Origin of the sequence: Gulosibacter sp. (assembly GCF_052090685.1) — a bacterium.
Lineage (GTDB): Bacteria > Actinomycetota > Actinomycetes > Actinomycetales > Microbacteriaceae > Gulosibacter.
In genome coordinates this window covers 104453-119989 of the sequence record NZ_JBQDBE010000003.1, presented here as the reverse complement: position 1 = coordinate 119989, position 15537 = coordinate 104453, and the positions used below count along the sequence as shown (strand labels likewise).

10 protein-coding genes and 2 pseudogenes are annotated in these 15537 nt (G+C 56.8%); 2 read left to right on the top strand and 10 right to left on the bottom strand.

Going from position 1 to position 15537, the window contains the following annotated elements:
• Window positions 1-139: 139 nt before the first annotated feature.
• The 7 genes and pseudogenes from ACTHXA_RS03040 to ACTHXA_RS03010 all read right to left on the bottom strand — a co-directional run.
• The gene (locus ACTHXA_RS03040) at window positions 140-1486 is read right to left on the bottom strand and encodes an MFS transporter (protein WP_441669221.1); all 1347 of its coding nucleotides are present in this window, start codon (window positions 1484-1486) and stop codon (window positions 140-142) included.
• Window positions 1477-3153, bottom strand: a complete 1677-nt coding sequence (locus ACTHXA_RS03035; protein WP_441669220.1) for a hydantoinase B/oxoprolinase family protein — start codon at window positions 3151-3153, stop codon at window positions 1477-1479. Before ACTHXA_RS03035 ends, ACTHXA_RS03040 begins: the two co-directional genes overlap by 10 nt.
• The gene (locus tag ACTHXA_RS03030) at window positions 3150-5150 is read right to left on the bottom strand and encodes a hydantoinase/oxoprolinase family protein (protein WP_441669219.1); all 2001 of its coding nucleotides are present in this window, start codon (window positions 5148-5150) and stop codon (window positions 3150-3152) included. The genes ACTHXA_RS03035 and ACTHXA_RS03030 overlap by 4 nt, the downstream gene beginning before the upstream one ends.
• A 30-nt stretch (window positions 5151-5180) precedes the next feature.
• The gene (locus ACTHXA_RS03025; protein ID WP_441669218.1) at window positions 5181-6593 is read right to left on the bottom strand and encodes an NAD(P)/FAD-dependent oxidoreductase; all 1413 of its coding nucleotides are present in this window, start codon (window positions 6591-6593) and stop codon (window positions 5181-5183) included.
• Between the two features lie 175 nt (window positions 6594-6768).
• Window positions 6769-8439, bottom strand: a complete 1671-nt coding sequence (locus tag ACTHXA_RS03020; protein WP_441669217.1) for a GAF domain-containing protein — start codon at window positions 8437-8439, stop codon at window positions 6769-6771.
• 107 nt (window positions 8440-8546) lie between these two features.
• The gene (locus tag ACTHXA_RS03015) at window positions 8547-8969 is read right to left on the bottom strand and encodes a DMT family transporter (RefSeq protein WP_441669350.1); all 423 of its coding nucleotides are present in this window, start codon (window positions 8967-8969) and stop codon (window positions 8547-8549) included.
• 60 nt (window positions 8970-9029) lie between these two features.
• Window positions 9030-9410: pseudogene (locus ACTHXA_RS03010) on the bottom strand (DMT family transporter); the annotation flags it as partial.
• 589 nt (window positions 9411-9999) lie between these two features.
• On the opposite strand from ACTHXA_RS03010, the gene ACTHXA_RS03005 reads away from it, so the two are divergent.
• A complete protein-coding gene (locus ACTHXA_RS03005; RefSeq protein WP_441669216.1) occupies window positions 10000-11028 on the top strand; it encodes a LacI family DNA-binding transcriptional regulator in 1029 nt (342 codons plus the stop codon).
• A 227-nt stretch (window positions 11029-11255) separates the two neighbouring features.
• Window positions 11256-12688 (top strand): annotated as a pseudogene (locus ACTHXA_RS03000) (integrase core domain-containing protein).
• A gap of 344 nt (window positions 12689-13032) precedes the next feature.
• On the opposite strand, the gene ACTHXA_RS02995 reads toward ACTHXA_RS03000, so the two are convergent.
• From ACTHXA_RS02995 to ACTHXA_RS02985, 3 genes are all read right to left on the bottom strand, one after another.
• Window positions 13033-13827, bottom strand: coding sequence for an SDR family NAD(P)-dependent oxidoreductase (locus ACTHXA_RS02995; RefSeq protein ID WP_441669214.1), 795 nt, complete (start codon window positions 13825-13827; stop codon window positions 13033-13035).
• 32 nt (window positions 13828-13859) lie between these two features.
• A complete protein-coding gene (locus ACTHXA_RS02990) occupies window positions 13860-14648 on the bottom strand; it encodes an SDR family NAD(P)-dependent oxidoreductase (RefSeq protein WP_441669212.1) in 789 nt (262 codons plus the stop codon).
• Between the two features lie 63 nt (window positions 14649-14711).
• Window positions 14712-15530, bottom strand: a complete 819-nt coding sequence (locus ACTHXA_RS02985; protein WP_441669210.1) for an SDR family NAD(P)-dependent oxidoreductase — start codon at window positions 15528-15530, stop codon at window positions 14712-14714.
• Window positions 15531-15537: the final 7 nt, after the last annotated feature.

Here is a 15537-nt window from a genome sequence, read left to right as displayed (position 1 = left end):
GATAGTTCACTCCCGACACCCCTACCTCAATTTGCAGAAAAGAATTCGAGGGCGAAACGGGATGGCCCAGGGACGGAAAAAGTCAGTGCTCCTCATGCGCAGTTGCATGTGGAGCACTGACCGTCGTCTTGGAACGGACTCAGACAGATTCGTGAGCCCTAGTAACGGTGCCCACCGTTTGAGTGTCGAGGTCCGTCTGGAATCGCGGGAGCAGAAGGCAGCACACGAGCATTATGACCGCAGCAACTGCCGGGATAATACCGATCAGGAAGATATTTCCTCCCGATTGTTCGAGCATTGCAGTTGCAAGGATCGGCGCAAGGCCACCACCGAGGACAGCTGCCAGGTGGTAGCAAAGGGATACTCCTGTGTAGCGCGTGTCGGTGCTAAACAGTCGAGAAACGTCTGAAGCGAGCACCCCATACGCGGCTCCAACAAACACCATCGATACACCGACGGAAACGTACATTCCCCAAGGCGGTGCAAATGCGGCGAGCCAGAAGGACGGCAGCGCCCAGACCAATAGTCCGATAGCTGACACGGTATTAATCCGCTTCGTCCCGATTCTGACACTCAACACCGCCGCGACGACAACGAACAGGCCTTCCACGATTGCCGCAATCAGGTTCGACGGCAACGAGACAGAATTGTCCATACCCAGTGTATTTCGTGCGTAGGCAAGCATGAACGATGTCATGAGGTAATAACTCAAGAACACACCGGTGAACGCACCGATACCGACGAGCAGCTGCTTCCACTGGTAGCGGAAAACTTGCACAAGCGGTGCCGACTTTTTGTCCTCAGTTTCTTGAAGCGCAGTGAACTCCGGGCTCTCCGAAATCTTTGTTCGGATGATGAGGCCGATTGGAACGAGAATGATTGAGATGAGGAAGGGCACTCGCCAGCCCCACTCAATGAATGCTTCTGAGGTCATGGATACGTTCGTCACCAGTACGACCACGGTTGCGAGTACCAAACCCACGGGTGATCCAAGTTGCGCGAACGAACCGTATAGGGCTTTCTTATTCGCAGGTGCGTTTTCTACACCGATCAGCGCGGCGCCACCCCATTCGCCGCCAGCCGCGAGTCCCTGCGCTACGCGGAGTACGACGAGCACAATCGAAGCGGCATATCCCCACTGCGCAAATGTTGGAAGCAGCCCCATGGCGAATGTCGCAATTCCCATGAGCAGCAACGTGACGATGAGCGTCTGTTTGCGCCCTACACGGTCACCGATGTGACCGAAGATGATTGCGCCCAGCGGTCGCGCAACGAAGCCGACTCCCTGAGTAGCAAAAAGGATTAGGACACCAGTAAGTGCCGACGCCTCGGGGAAGAATACTGAGTTCAGCGCAAGTGCTGAAAGTTGAGCAAAGACAAAGAAGTCGTACCATTCAATCGAAGTGCCGATGACTGCTGCTGCCGCGATTCGTGGCATGGATGCCTTGGGCTTAGAGCCTGTCGCCACCGAGTTATTTACTGACATGATGACTCTCCTGTACTGGTGCTGCCCGCCGCTTCTTCGGGGAAGGCAAGTTGGTCATTTATTGATTCTGTTTCGGATCGATCAGCCGGATCGCCGTAACCGCCTCCTCCGCCGGTGACGATCTCGATTCGATCGCCCGCGTTAAGAGTTCGTTGGTACACAGGCGGAACTTGTTCGGTGGTTCCGTCAGCGCGAATGATCCGAAATTGCCCGGGGCCGCCCGACTCTCCACCATCACGCCCTTCCGGCCCCTTCAGGTGTCGGTCCGCATATCCGGCAACTCCGACACCATCGTGCATTGCTCGATACACGCGCCGCAGGCCGTGACCGCCTCGCTGTCGTCCCTCACCAGCGGAGCTCGCGGTCAGCGAATACTCGTCAATGATGAAGTGAGAGTAGTCGGTTTCGAGGGACTCCACGGGAGCATTAGCGCAGTTTGAGATTGGGTTATCGAGCGCATCAGCACCGTCATTGTGTCGGCAGCCTCCCCAACCGCCACCAAGGATTTCAACGACCACTTGGTAGTTTCCATCCTTGGCCAAATGGCTCACGGCAAACGCGGTCGTAGTGTCAAACCCCGTGGCGACGGCCGAAGCCGGCACTGCTTCTCCCATCGCCTGAACTACAGCGTTGAATGCGCGGCTTGCCGGAGTCAGGCGAGCTCGAACGGCGGCTGGTGGTGCGGGATTGAGAATGGAGCCGTAGGGCGCGATGATCTCAATCGGTCGATTGCATCCCTCGTTGAAGGGAATGGTCCGGTCAGGGATCATGCAGCGGATGGCGCTCTGGACCGCAGATACCGTCGACGCAAACGGGCAGTTGACATTGCCTACGAGTTGATCTCCAGACCCAGTGAAGTCGACCTTCAACATCTCACCGCTGACAGTAACGGCCGCCACGATTTCAACGTCCTCGAGCCCCCACGGGCGTCCATCGAACGTTTGGACCGAGCGGTACTCGCCATCAGGGATCTCGCTAATCGCGGCGCGAAAGCGACGCTCTGAGTAATCTTGAAGGTCGCTCATCCCTGCGAGAGTTTCGGAATGACCGAACCTGCGGAAGATTTCATGAAGCCGCGTAGCACCGATGGCGTTCGCTGCGAACTGTGCTTCAAGGTCTCCAATTACGAGATTCGGAACCCTGACGTTGTTCTCGATGATGCGTCGGACAAATCCTTGCGGTGACGACCAGTCTCGTGACACGGAGAACTTAGCAAGTGGCAGTCGGAGCCCTTCTTGATAAACCTCTGTTGCGTCAGCACTCAGGCCTGCGAAAGCACCGCCGACGTCGACGTGGTGAGCCGTTGTTGCAGAAAATGCGACAAGTTCATCATCAATGAAAATCGGCGAGAACAAATAGATGTCTTGGAGGTGCTGGCCCCCTTTGAATGGATCGTTGTAGAGGACCGCGTCATCTGGGGTCAACGAATCCGCGTCGATTTCTTTGAGAACCGCTTGAAGGGCGATAGACACGCCTGCTGTCATGATTGGGATACATTCGGCCTGAGCGACGATGCCCCCACGCCGATCAGCGAGTGCAACCGAAAAATCTCGGGCTTCACGAACGATGGACGAGAACGCGGCTCGCCGAAGATTCACCGCCATCTCCCGCGTGAGCGATTCAAGTGCTGATTTGAATAGGCCCAATTGAGCCGTTGATGTGGTCATGAGTCCCTCCGAGTGAGCAAAATATTGCCGTGTTGGTCCAGTGACGCCCGCCAGTTAATCGGTACGAGCGTCGTTGCGGTGACGTCAGTGATAATTGCTGGTCCATCGATGCCGGTACCGATACCAGCGCGGTTTAGCTCAATCCCTTCGACACGGTTGCCGTCAAGATGCAGTGTCACGGTCGAGTGCGTGGTTGCTTCTTGATCAGGCAACACTCCCCGAGTCGGTGGAGCTGGCAGCGCAACTCTGACTCGCAATGTAACGAGCTGAATGGCTCTGCCCGGGCTTGAGTGACCGTATTGGCGAGCGTGCATTTCGTGGAATCGCGCGATAATCGTGCTGATTGACTCTTCACGGTTGAGCGGAGTCGACAGCTCAAAACCTTGACCTCGATATCGAAGATCCGCGTGCCAGGTCAGCGTGACCGCTGACGTATCAATCCCATAGGCGGCCACATCAGCGAGTGCTTCGTCACGAAGCTCATCGAGCCTTCCCCTAAGGATGTTGCCATCGAGCTGTTCGATGTCGTCGCGGAACCACGTTTGTGCAAAATCGCGTTGAAAACGTGAGGTAAGAAGGCCATAGGCTGATGTGAGCCCGGCGTGTGGAGGTACCAATACCTTTGCGATGTTGAGCTGTGCTGCCACGTCAGCAGCGTGCAGGGCGCCAGCGCCACCATACGCGATCAGAGTCGCAGCACCGACTTCATGACCACGTTCGAGAGACACTTCTCGGATTGCCCCAGCCATAGCTGCATTGGCGAGTGTTATTGCGTCCGATGCAACCTGCTCGACCGAGACTCGGAAATATTCAGCGATCGGTTCGAGTGCTTGTCTTGCAGCCTCCTTGTCGAGAGGGAAGCGGCCCGCCAATTTCGAATCGTCTGGCATCGCGCCCACGATGAGATTTGCATCCGTAATCGTGGGTTCCGTCCCGCCGCGACCGTAGCATGCCGGGCCCGGATCGGCACCGGCGCTTTTCGGGCCAACCGTGAGCAGACCACCAGCGTCAATCGAGATGATGCTCCCACCACCCGCGCCCACTGTGTGAATGTCCACCAGCGGCACGCGTAGCGGCAGCCCGTCAATCACTGTCTCGCTGGCGAGGTCCGGTTCACCGTCACGCACGAATGCGACGTCGGTGCTCGTACCTCCCATATCCATCGTGACGATTTGGTCAAGACCAGAGCGTGCGCCGATGGTAACGGCTCCCGACACTCCTGCAGCAGGCCCAGACATGAGCATTGAAACCGGCTTAGCAACAACAACTTCCGGCGTAACGATACCGCCGTTCGACTGCATGACCCCGAGCGATTCAATTCCGGATTCCGAAGCGACCAAACGGAGTCGGCCGAGATAACTCGACACCATAGGGCGAATGAATGCGTCCACTACCGTCGTGGTGGTTCGCTCGTATTCGCGAAATTCACGAGCCACTTCATGACTCAACGAAATCGGCAATTCCGGGAACTCTTTGCGGATGGCGTTCGCTAACTGGAGCTCATGCGCAGGATTCGCGTAGGCGTGGAGGAGGCTGATCGCGACTGCGGCGGGTGCCGTTTTGCGAATCGCTTGGATTGTCTCGCGTACTGCGTCTTGTTCCAGCTCGAGAACGATCTCTCCGCCAACGCTGATCCGCTCGTTCACTTCGATGATCGCTTCCCTGCTGACGAGCGGCTCGGGTTTTACATAGTTAAGGTCATACATCGTGCTGCGGTCCTGTCGCTGCAGAAACACAATGTCTTTGAAACCACGAGTGGCGATGAGAGCTACGGGGCCGCCTTTACGTTCCAGCACCGCATTCGTCGCGACCGTTGAGCCGTGGAGCAGATCGGATCCGGCTACCTTCGCGTCATCAAGTTCAGCGAGACCGGCCCGTACTGCCTTCGACGGATCTTCTGGTGTTGAGAACACCTTCGCAGTGGCGACGATTTCGCCGTGGTCATCCGTCGCCACAACGTCGGTGAAGGTGCCACCACATTCAATTCCAATTCTCATCTTGTCTCCTTCGACGGTTAGTGGTGCGGATTAAGCTGGCGGCATGAACGGGGCCACGAGCTTTGACCGTGACGCGGGCTTATCGGTCCGGTCCTCGTAGTCGTCCGCGCTCTTGAGCAACTGCACAATGGCGTTGGCTGCAATGAACCGCGCAGGCTCAGGCTCCCAGCGTCGTGACCGATGTTCCACCCATGGCATGCGGGTCAATTTGGTGTCACGATCAAGCAGCATGTCAGCGATTGTTCTTCCGACTACGTTTGCTGCGACAACACCATGGCCTGCGAGACCTCCAGCACGAATAATTCCAGCTGCGTGATCGTACCGGATAGACATACTCCAGTCGCGCGGAACAGCCAGAATGCCACCCCAAGAATGAGTAATGCTGGCCCCGGAAGCAGCTGGAAAATGCTCATCGATAGTCGCACGAAGTCGCTGCCATACCGGCTCATCACGTGCTCCGAATTCGGCGTACGGTTCGCTGAGCCGATACGGTGACCCTCGTCCACCAATCGCAATGCGGTTGTCTCGAGTCCGCTGTGCGTAAAAGAATAGGTGCGATTTATCGCGAACTGTGAGGCCTTGGGGCCACCCAATTTCATCCCAGACGTGTTCGGGCAAGGGCTCCGTCGCAATCATCATCGATGTCAGCGGAAGACTTGTGAGCATCCCGCCCGGTAATTGGGGAGCCCATGCTTCCGTAGCGAGCACAATTCGGTTTGCGTTGACTCGACCACCGTTTGTAATTGCCTTGTGACTGCGGGTGTCGATCACTTCGCTATCTTCAAAAATCCGAACCCCACGTCGCTCAGCAGACGCAGCAAGGTCACGAACGAGGATCGCGGGATCGATTCTTGCGCAATCAGGCGTGAAGTGCGCTGCTTTCATCGTCGGAATGTCCACGATTGCTTTCGCCTGGTCCAGATTGAGCATCCGGTCGCCCGGACCTGCGATGCCAAGCTTTTCTGCATTCTTCGTACTTTTGTGAAGGCGAGCGGCTTGCGGTGTGGAACTTGCGAAGGCAAGCGTTCCACCTTGGATGAATCCGCAGTCGATCTGTTCAGTCTCGGCAGTCCGACCAATGTCGGCAACAGCGTCACGGAAGATGGCTGCGCCCTCACGCACTACATCCCATCCTCGACTTCGCGCATAGCGTTCAGGTGAGCCTGCGATACCTGCACCTGCCCAACCTCCGTTGCGCCCCGCAGCGCCGAAGCCCACAACATCCCGTTCAAGAATTACAACGTTCAGCTCCGGGGCTTCCACGGCAAGGGTATAGGCCAACCAAACACCGATGAGCCCACCTCCAACGATGGCCACGTCTGCGTCAATCTCACCCTCTAGCGAAGGGCGAAGCTCAGCGTCCTCGAGTGCATCTTCGAGCCACAACGACCGTGATCGATACCATTCCATCGTCCTTACTCGGGGTGGGTCCTGAACTGTCATGCCTTGAGGCTCCTCTTCCAATGCGACGGACCTCGACTTCGAAGCCCTCCCAATGACCACGGTGTTTTGGGATGACCACACCGTAGGACGGCTCGATCCCCTATTGGAATGAGGACTTCAGTTGCTCTCGCACATAGGACCCCTCCCTTCATGCTTGGGAAGAGTTCTCAGGCGATCAGTCGTGAGAGAGCTCCCGAACTTCGACTTGATCGGCATACTCGACTGCTTGAGCTCGACTAGCCACGCCAAGTTTTCGGTACAGGGACGTGAGGTGATTCTGCAATGTCTTGACGGAGATTCCCAGTTCTGCGGCGATCCCACGGTTGGATGCGCCAAGCCGCAATGCTTCAAGAACATGTCGCTCACGGACCGTGAGGTCATCCCCGCGGACCTCGAAAGTCGTTCTTGGAACCGAAATCAACAAGCCTACTGATTCACCGGGACCGACGGGCTGTAATTGCACGCTTGCCCCTAGGTGCTTGATGGTCATGAGTGTGTTTGGGTCGACCGGAACACTCTTGATACCGCTGATAGGCATTTCTCGATCATCTGCGAGCAAAACTCGTAGAGCACCGTCTTCACTGTCGAACCGAATTCGCAACTGTGACTGAGCCAGCGCGGCAGCGCTCTCCGCAAGGGCAAGAATGACGAGATAAAGTCGCGAAACGTGACCGCTCGGTAGCGACTTAGGCCAATCGCCCACCTCAAGGTTTGTATGCACGGAATGCAATTTCGACAGCCGATCGATGATGTTTGAACGCACGAGTGGGAGGAGATCTACTTGTTCGTCACGACCGCTTCGAAGTCGAGAAATTACTAATTCGATCGATTCCGCAATGGAAATGGAATCGGCTGATCCTTCGCGCAGCAATAGCAGCTGATCATCAAGCTGGTCCGCAACTTCCGCTCGTTCTTGATGCGCGCTTGCGGTAACTTGTGTGGCCCATTCACGAAAAGAACGCGCGCGTTCCTCTTGCAATGCGTCAACGTGGCTTTGTAGATCAGCGATTTCTAGGCTCGGCGCAACCATCGCAGCGATCAGTTCGAGCATTGCGATCTGTTGCACGCTGAAGCTGTTGGGACGTGAACCGTACACCTGCAGAATGCCGAGTCGCCGTTGGCCGCGTAAGAGCGGCACACATGCGTATGCTCGAACTCCTTCGGCGCGCACGCTCTCTCGAGTTACAGAACGATCCTCCTGGATGTCCCCGAGCACGATGGTCTCTCGCTGGCTAAATGCGCGTCCAGCGAAACCCTCTTGTAATCGCCAGGCTTCAATACCTTCTAAATACCGTTTAGAAAGCCCCTGACTTGCAAGCAATGAGTATTGCTGACGGGCCGAGTCAACGGCGCTCAGCGAACCGATGCCTGTGCCTGCCACATGTAAGGCACATTCAAGGGCAACGGAATACACCTCTTGGGCATCATCCGAGCGTTGTAGTCCGCTCACTAGATGACGAATTATCGACTCTTCTTCTTGTCGGGTAGCTGGCGGGCGGCTTTCTGCATGCTTCTCAGACTGCTGACTCAAATAGTGATCCGTCGAAGCCGCGGCGAACCTTTGCGGCGCAGATTCAGTGACGTTCAAATGGGGCTCACGAGTCGTCAGCGTTTCATTCCCTGGATCCGCCGCATGCTCAAGCGCCACTAAAGCCATCCGATCATGAGAGTGTTCTGATGCGAGGCGAGCGGCAAGGCCTAAGTCATCTTCGCTATAGAGGCGATACCCCTTGCTTGTCCGCTCTGGGCGAATCAGACCAGCGCCCTCCCAGGCGCGCAAACGCCAGGCTGGTACGCCCACACGTCGTGCCGCTACACCGATGGTCACCCTACGCTGGAAAGCCATATTGCAACCCTAAAGGTTTTCTTAGTGTTTTCGTAGGGTTTTCGTAGGGTTTTCGAAGGGAATTGGCTTCCAGCTGGTTCCAGTCAGTAAGCATCACATGGAAAGGGTTACCGCACCCGCGACCCCAAATGCGCGACCGTAATGTCGACGAAGGCCAGCGCGGCACCGATCGCGAGTATCCAACTCGCACGGCCGGAGGCGAGGTCGAAGATCAACGAGCCAAGCAGTTGCCCGCCGACGAGTGCGAGCGAAAGCACGAAGACCCTGATCGTGCGCACGACAGACGCGACGAGAAAGAGGTAGATAACGCCGATGACACCGCCGAGATAGAGCCACCAGCCTCTGGGGAAGCCGGTGAACTCGACCCAGTCCGCTGCAGAACTGATCAGCGCTGCGGCAGCCAGAATAATGAAGCCGACAACAAAATTGAGCAGTGACGGACCGATCAAATCCTGCGCGTGCGACCGCACCGTTCCGGTGATGCCGAGTTGTGGCGCAAGCAGGAACCCCACTGCGACAGAGAGCACCATCAGGCCAATCGAGCCGAGATCCATGCCCGCATCCACACCGATCAAGCCCACCGCGACAATGGCGAGCCCCGCGCCGAGACCTCGCAACCGCGTGATGCGCTTTTCTGGGGCACCAAGCCAACCAAAGTGGTCGACCGCGAGCGACCCGAGCAATTGTCCGACGGCCATCGAGGTCATCAGTACGGCGACACCGAGAATCGGCACCGTGACACCCTGTCCTAGCACGAACGTGGCAGCACACAGCCCCGCAGAGCAGTCCCCACCACGGCAGCTCCCCGCAACGCACGGCCGCGACGATGCGTCCACGCCTTGACGCGCGTCCCGCCGCGACAGCGTAATGATGGCGATCAAGACTAGGCCGATTCCGAACGAAATCGAGGCGGCGTGCAATCCGCTTCCGATTACTCCAGAAAGCGACCCGTTGATGAGGGATTGGGTGGCACTACCGCCCCCGTAAGGTCAGCCAGCACGAGCAAGAGGTTTCGAAGACTCGGCTTCGGAATGCTCACGTACGGATGTTAGTCCGTATTTCGCAGCGCCGCCGGTGCGTCAAGGCCCGCTTTCGGTCGTCTCAGGTGATGACGTGGCGGCGGCTGAGCAACTTGCGAGCAGCAGAGTGGCTGCCACTTTTCGTGAGGTGAGGACGCAGGCCATTCTTATAAGTGGCATCGCAAGAACGATGCCGTGAGCGCCCGTGATAGACCTCCCCACTTCCGAATTGCCGCCCTGCCATTCCACGGGACTTGGCGAGTTCGAACGTCTAATCGCCTCGCTGATGAACAACGTCCGGGAGCCAGTCTAGTTCAAGGCGGGTATGGTGTTTGCAGTCGAGACGTACTCGCTGCATAGCGACGGGTATTCCGCGGCACGGATCGAGGAAAGGTTGTGCTCGCAAAAATCGCCCGTTTGTCTTCCCTATGCATCCGTTAGACGAGCTCATTGAAGCGAATTCATCCTACGCGTCACTCACGACCCAACAGAGAGTTTGGTGATTCCCTTGGCAAATGCCAAATCCGCTACACTGCGAGATGTGGCCGAACTCGCGGGCGTCCACGTTGCAACCGCATCGCGCGCGCTGAGCGCGAATCAATTTGGCTTGGTCAATTCGAGCACTCGCAAACGAGTGCTCGAAAGTGCAGCACAGCTTGGGTATCGACCAAACGCCGTAGCGCAGTCCCTCAGAAAAGGTACGACAGACACACTCGGTGTCGTCGTCGCCGACCTGTCCAATCCCTACTTCGTGGAGCTGCTCCGTGGCGTCGACGACGAGGCTAAGCCTCTAGGAGTAATGCCGCTCGTGGCCGAAACCCACGACGACCCTGGGACATTGCGGCGCGTAGTTTCCCGCCTCATCGCAAACCGGGTAGACGCAGTGATCGTAAGCGCTGTCCACATCACAGACCAGGAGTTTATCAAGTCGGTGGAGGCTCAGATACCGGTCATTCTCGCTGTCCGCACGTTGCCAGATCCAGAAGATTCCCACGGGCACATCGATGGGCGACGAGAAGCCTTGCAAGATGACCTCATGGGGGCCCGGACCGCTGTCTCCCATCTCATCAATATCGGCCATCGCCGTATCGCTCAACTTCAGGGGACACCTGCCATCTCGTCATTCATCGGGCGAAGCCAGGGGTATCACGAGGCGATCACCCAGAATCCCAATGTGCGCGATCTTTCTCACCAGGAAGTCGCTCAATCGAGCACAATCGCTGAGGGATATCGTCTTACGAAAACGCTCCTCGAGCACCGCCTCCTGATGGACCGTCCCACAGCGATATTTGCCCACAATGACCTCCTCGCGGTTGGTGCCATCGACGCCATAAGAGAACTCGGGCTTCGTTGCCCTGAGGACATCTCTGTCGTTGGCTATAACGATGCCCCGCTCATCGACCACATCGACCCTCCTCTAAGCACAGTGCGGTTGCCAGCGCGCGAGCTAGGTCGACACAGCGCTCGACTCGCCTTCTCAGCGATCTCCGGTGATGCCTCTTCGCCAGTCCGGATCATGCTCGTACCGGAGTTCGTAGAGCGCAGTTCAACCGCTCCGCCCAGTATCTGAATGGCTGCTGGAAGATAGGGTATTCGGTAGCGGTGTTCCATTGATTTGGTGTGTAATCTCGGAACATCGTGGACAGTGAATCTCATCACTTCGCGGACGGTCGACCTCAATGCCTCGTATGTCCTGTCTCATCACATCGCGGACACACGATGTCATGACATCGTGGACAGGATGTCTCAACGCATCGAGGACACGAGCGGCATGAGTTTTGGGTCAGTGTTGAGCGCATGTCAAACGCGCTTACACCCCGAACAAGGGCACTGATCATCAACTACGACCCCACGCAGCCCGACGCGTTAACGGTGGTCGAGTTCTGCCGGGCGCAGAAGATCTCACGCAGCGTGTTCTACAAAATCCGTGACCAAGCGGCCCGCACCTCAACCGCGGCCCTGCACCCGCAGTCACGGGCCCCGAAACAACCAACACGGAAGTACGGCCCGGAGGTGGTCAACGCGCTCGTGAAAATCCGTAAACGACTCAAAGCAGATGGCTGGGACTACGGACCCAAAACAGTTCGCCACGAAGCCTGTTTACAGACCGATTTCCCTGGCGGGGCCGTGCCTTCAGTCGCGACAATCGCCCGACTGCTCGCCAAAGTTGGGCATGTTGAGGTGACGCCACGAAAACGACCGAAATCGTCGTACGTGCCGTTCGTGCGGTCCACCGCGATGGCGTTATGGCAGCTTGACGCATTCGAGCATCGACTCACCACGGGGCAAAAGGTGACGGTGTAGCAGATGCTGGATGATGCGACCCGGTTCGATACCGGCAGCTGGGCCCATCACCGTCACGAGAACAGTGCCGACGCCAAATCGGTCCTGGAAACCGCGATCGACCGGTACGGGCCCCGCAGGAACTGTGATCGGACAACTCCTACGCCTTCAATCAGTTACGACGTGGCGAGATCGGGGCGGTCGAAATCTATCTCGCGTCGAAAGGCACGATGCCGATCAGTGGCCGGCCAGGTCGGCCGACGACGCAGGGGAAGAATGAACGGTCACATCAAACATTGAAGCGGTTCCTGGACGCGAACCGGCCAGGGTCGCTTGACGAGGTTCGGACGTTGATCACGCGATATCGCGAACACTACAACCTCCGTCGACCTCATCAAGCCTTGGGGCAGTCCGCGCCCGCGCAAGCGTGGGCGTTGCTCGAGTACACGCCAGCCAGCGAACCCATCGCGGTTGAAGTGCTGGAGGCAAGAGCGTCGCAGTATCGTCAGCAGCGCCATGTTGACGAGACTGATCTGCGGTATGCGACGGTCACGGTATCGAAGAGTGGGCGGCCGCTGCCTGACCACACGGAGGTTGGGTCGGACCAAGCTGCGAATCAATCGATCGTGGAGGTCACCGTCAACAATCGACAGGTGTACTACCTTGGCTATCACGTGTCGCTGCCTGCGCCGTTTGCCGGCCGTAAGTGGTATCGCACGATCACGGATGAGGAGTTCTTGTTGTCGGATATCGACACGGGAGAGGTGGTGTTCTCGTTTCCGTTGCCGATGGTCGCGCTTCGAGTACGGAGTCGTTACGTGTTGTCGTACTCGATTCAAGGCGTTCAGATGACGATTCCGTCGAAGGCGTGGGCTGCGAGGCACGCCGAGTTTCTCGCGGAATTCGAAGCCCGGGAACGAGAACTCCCCGAAACGTTCACCCCGTGATAACTGGGTGCCAGGTCGTGGTGCTCCGAAATCGTTTGGTAGTTGTGTACGAAGCATTGAGGTCGACCGTCCGCGAAGTGATGAGATTCACTGTCCACGATGTCCCGAGATTACACACCAACTCCGTGGAACACCACTACCAACAACGCCTAGGTTCCAGCTGTGATCTCGCCACCATTGCCGCATATCTCATTTGAGGCCTCAACTTTCTGAGGAGAATCTCACCGATCTCAACACGCCCTCCGGAACTCATCTTGGTGCGGCTTTTCGCAGAACAACCGTGAACAGTTGCGGCCGTTCTTCTAGAGCATTAGTTCTAGAAGAACGGCCGCGTCGACGTCTCGCTACGTCATAAGCACTCCGCCGTTAACATCGATGGTAGCCCCCGTCACGTATGACGCTTGGTCGGAAGCAAGCCAGTACGCGGCGTCGACAATTGATTCTGGCGGCCCCGCAACTTTGAGCGGAATCTTCGACCATTCAATATCGCGCATTTCATCGAATGTGATGCCTCGTTCTGCGGCCTCACCTTCGAGCGCCGCTCGGTGCATCGCGGTATCGATGTTGCCGGGAGCAACCGAATTGACCCGTATACCGAAATCTGCCAACTCAGCCGCAAGTCCCTGCGTCAGGCTGATTACTCCGGCCTTCGAGGTGCAGTATGCAGAATAGAATGGATGCGCATTTCGCCCCCACCAGGAAGAGATCGTCACGACCGAACCGCCAGAATTATGTGGGATCAGCGGGACGAGCTCACGGCAAGCAAGAAAGACACCACGCAAATTTACACTATGAACACGATCCCATTCCTCTGTCGACATTTCTAACAAGGGAAGTCCATCGCTCTGAACTACACCAGCAAAAAGCGCTAGGGCGTCAATTTGGCCCGCCCATTCACGGGTCTTCTCCGCCGCATCTCGGAGTGATTCTTCAGAGGCTTGGTCAACGACCAATGGCAGCAGTTCCGCACTTGGATGAGACTGCAGTACTTCTACCCTGACTCGCTCCAATGGTTCAGCAAACAAATCCGCCATGACCACTCGGTAACCCTCTGTGATGAATCGCTCAACTGCGATACGCCCCTGACCACCCGTCGCGCCAGTAATGAAAGCAACCTTCGAACCAACATTTCCACTCATATTTAACCCTTTCAAGTATTTGATGGTTAGCGCTAGACCAGGACCATGCCGCCGTCGATCATGATGACCTGACCTGTCATATAGTTGGAATCCTCAGAGGCGAGGAAAAGCGCCGTTCCGACGATATCTTCTGCTTCTGCCGCTCGACCGCGGAGGATATCTGAGGAGAAATTCTTCATTGCTTCACCCGGAGCGCTGGAAGCCCCGATCGACATCAAGTCCTCGTCCAGTTTGGTCCAAAGCGGAGTAGCTACGACGCCTGGCGCAAATGCATTCACAGTTATGTCTTTTGGAGCAAGTGCTTTAGCGGCTGACTGCGTGAGCGAGATAACTGCGGATTTGGCTGCACAATATGGTGCAGTATTTGCATCACCGACTCGTCCTGAGATGGAAGATGTGTTGATGACTTTCCCACCACCCCCCTGTGCTTCGATTTGCTTTGCTATCTCTTGGGTTCCGATAAGCACACCGAGTGCATTCACGTCCATGATCGATGACCAATTTTCTTCGGTTATGTCAATGAAACTCATAGGCCTGTTCAGACCAGCGTTATTGAACCAGATATCGATCCGTCCGAATGCAGCCACTGCGACCTGAACCGCGGCACGGATCTGCCCACGATCGGTGACGTTGGCTTGGGCTGAAACTGCATTTCCTCCCGCGGCAATAATACTTTTTGCAGCCGCTTCAGCCGCGCCTCGATCTAGGTCCACGATGAGGACGTTAGCGCCCTCATCGGCAAACCGGTGGGCAAACGCAAGTCCCATGCCGCTCGCGGCACCGGTGATACCAATTGTCTTGCCTTCCAAACGTATTCCCATAGCTCGATTTCCTTACTGATTTTCGTTATTGGAGACGAAATGCTGTTTATGGCTCATCTTTTTCTAAATTGCGGTGTACCCACCGTCGACTGGCAGCAAAACTCCGGTGATCCAGCTGGAATCTGGGCCAACTAAGAACGCCACTGCATTCGCTACATCCGCGGCCTCGCCGATTCGCCCCAGTGGATGCTGACGGCTCACTAACTTTGCCCGCTCGGGTTCAGAAAGATATTGCTCAGTCATGGCTGTACGAATGAAACCAGGGCACACCGCATTCACGGTGATATTGCTCGCAGCAACTTGAAAAGCAAGCGCCTTTGCCAGTTGATTCACGGCGCCCTTACTCATGCAGTAGTGCGCACCCGAGTCGGTCCCAACGAGTCCGGCAACGGATGAAATGAGGACGATCCGGCCGCCTTCTCCTTGGCTACGAAGGATCCGGGAACCTTCGCGAGCAGTCCACCAAGCTCCCTCCTGATTAACCTGTGTCACTTTTCGGAACGTGTCAAACTCCTCTTCCGGAAGCGCAACCGGAGGTTGTGGAGATATGCCTGCATTCGCGACGATGATGTCAAGCCGCGCGAAATGCTCAATCGTTCGCGCATACGCGGCACGTACCGACTCCCCGTCTGTAACATCGCACTCGACGTAGAGCGCGTCGCCACCGGCATCACTGATCATCGCGTCAGTGGCGACATCACCGTCGAACGATGGTGCGTGTGCATCTCGTCGAAGATCGGCGCATATTACTTTGGCTCCGTCTCGAGCAAGTCTCAGAGCGATTGCCCTTCCATTGCCGGAAGAAGCACCAGTGACGAATGCCACTTTTCCACGTATCGGGGTTCGCTCTCTTCCTGATGATTTCAAAGTATCGGTGTTCATAATATTT

Coding starts and splice junctions, on each gene's coding strand:
- ACTHXA_RS02995 (WP_441669214.1), bottom strand. CDS start 13,827: ATGAGTGGAAATGTTGGTTCGAAGGTTGCTTTCATTACTGGCGCGACG.
- ACTHXA_RS03025 (WP_441669218.1), bottom strand. CDS start 6,593: ATGACAGTTCAGGACCCACCCCGAGTAAGGACGATGGAATGGTATCGA.
- ACTHXA_RS03015 (WP_441669350.1), bottom strand. CDS start 8,969: ATGGTGCTCTCTGTCGCAGTGGGGTTCCTGCTTGCGCCACAACTCGGC.
- ACTHXA_RS02985 (WP_441669210.1), bottom strand. CDS start 15,530: ATGAACACCGATACTTTGAAATCATCAGGAAGAGAGCGAACCCCGATA.
- ACTHXA_RS03030 (WP_441669219.1), bottom strand. CDS start 5,150: ATGAGAATTGGAATTGAATGTGGTGGCACCTTCACCGACGTTGTGGCG.
- ACTHXA_RS03035 (WP_441669220.1), bottom strand. CDS start 3,153: ATGACCACATCAACGGCTCAATTGGGCCTATTCAAATCAGCACTTGAA.
- ACTHXA_RS03020 (WP_441669217.1), bottom strand. CDS start 8,439: ATGGCTTTCCAGCGTAGGGTGACCATCGGTGTAGCGGCACGACGTGTG.
- ACTHXA_RS03040 (WP_441669221.1), bottom strand. CDS start 1,486: ATGTCAGTAAATAACTCGGTGGCGACAGGCTCTAAGCCCAAGGCATCC.
- ACTHXA_RS02990 (WP_441669212.1), bottom strand. CDS start 14,648: ATGGGAATACGTTTGGAAGGCAAGACAATTGGTATCACCGGTGCCGCG.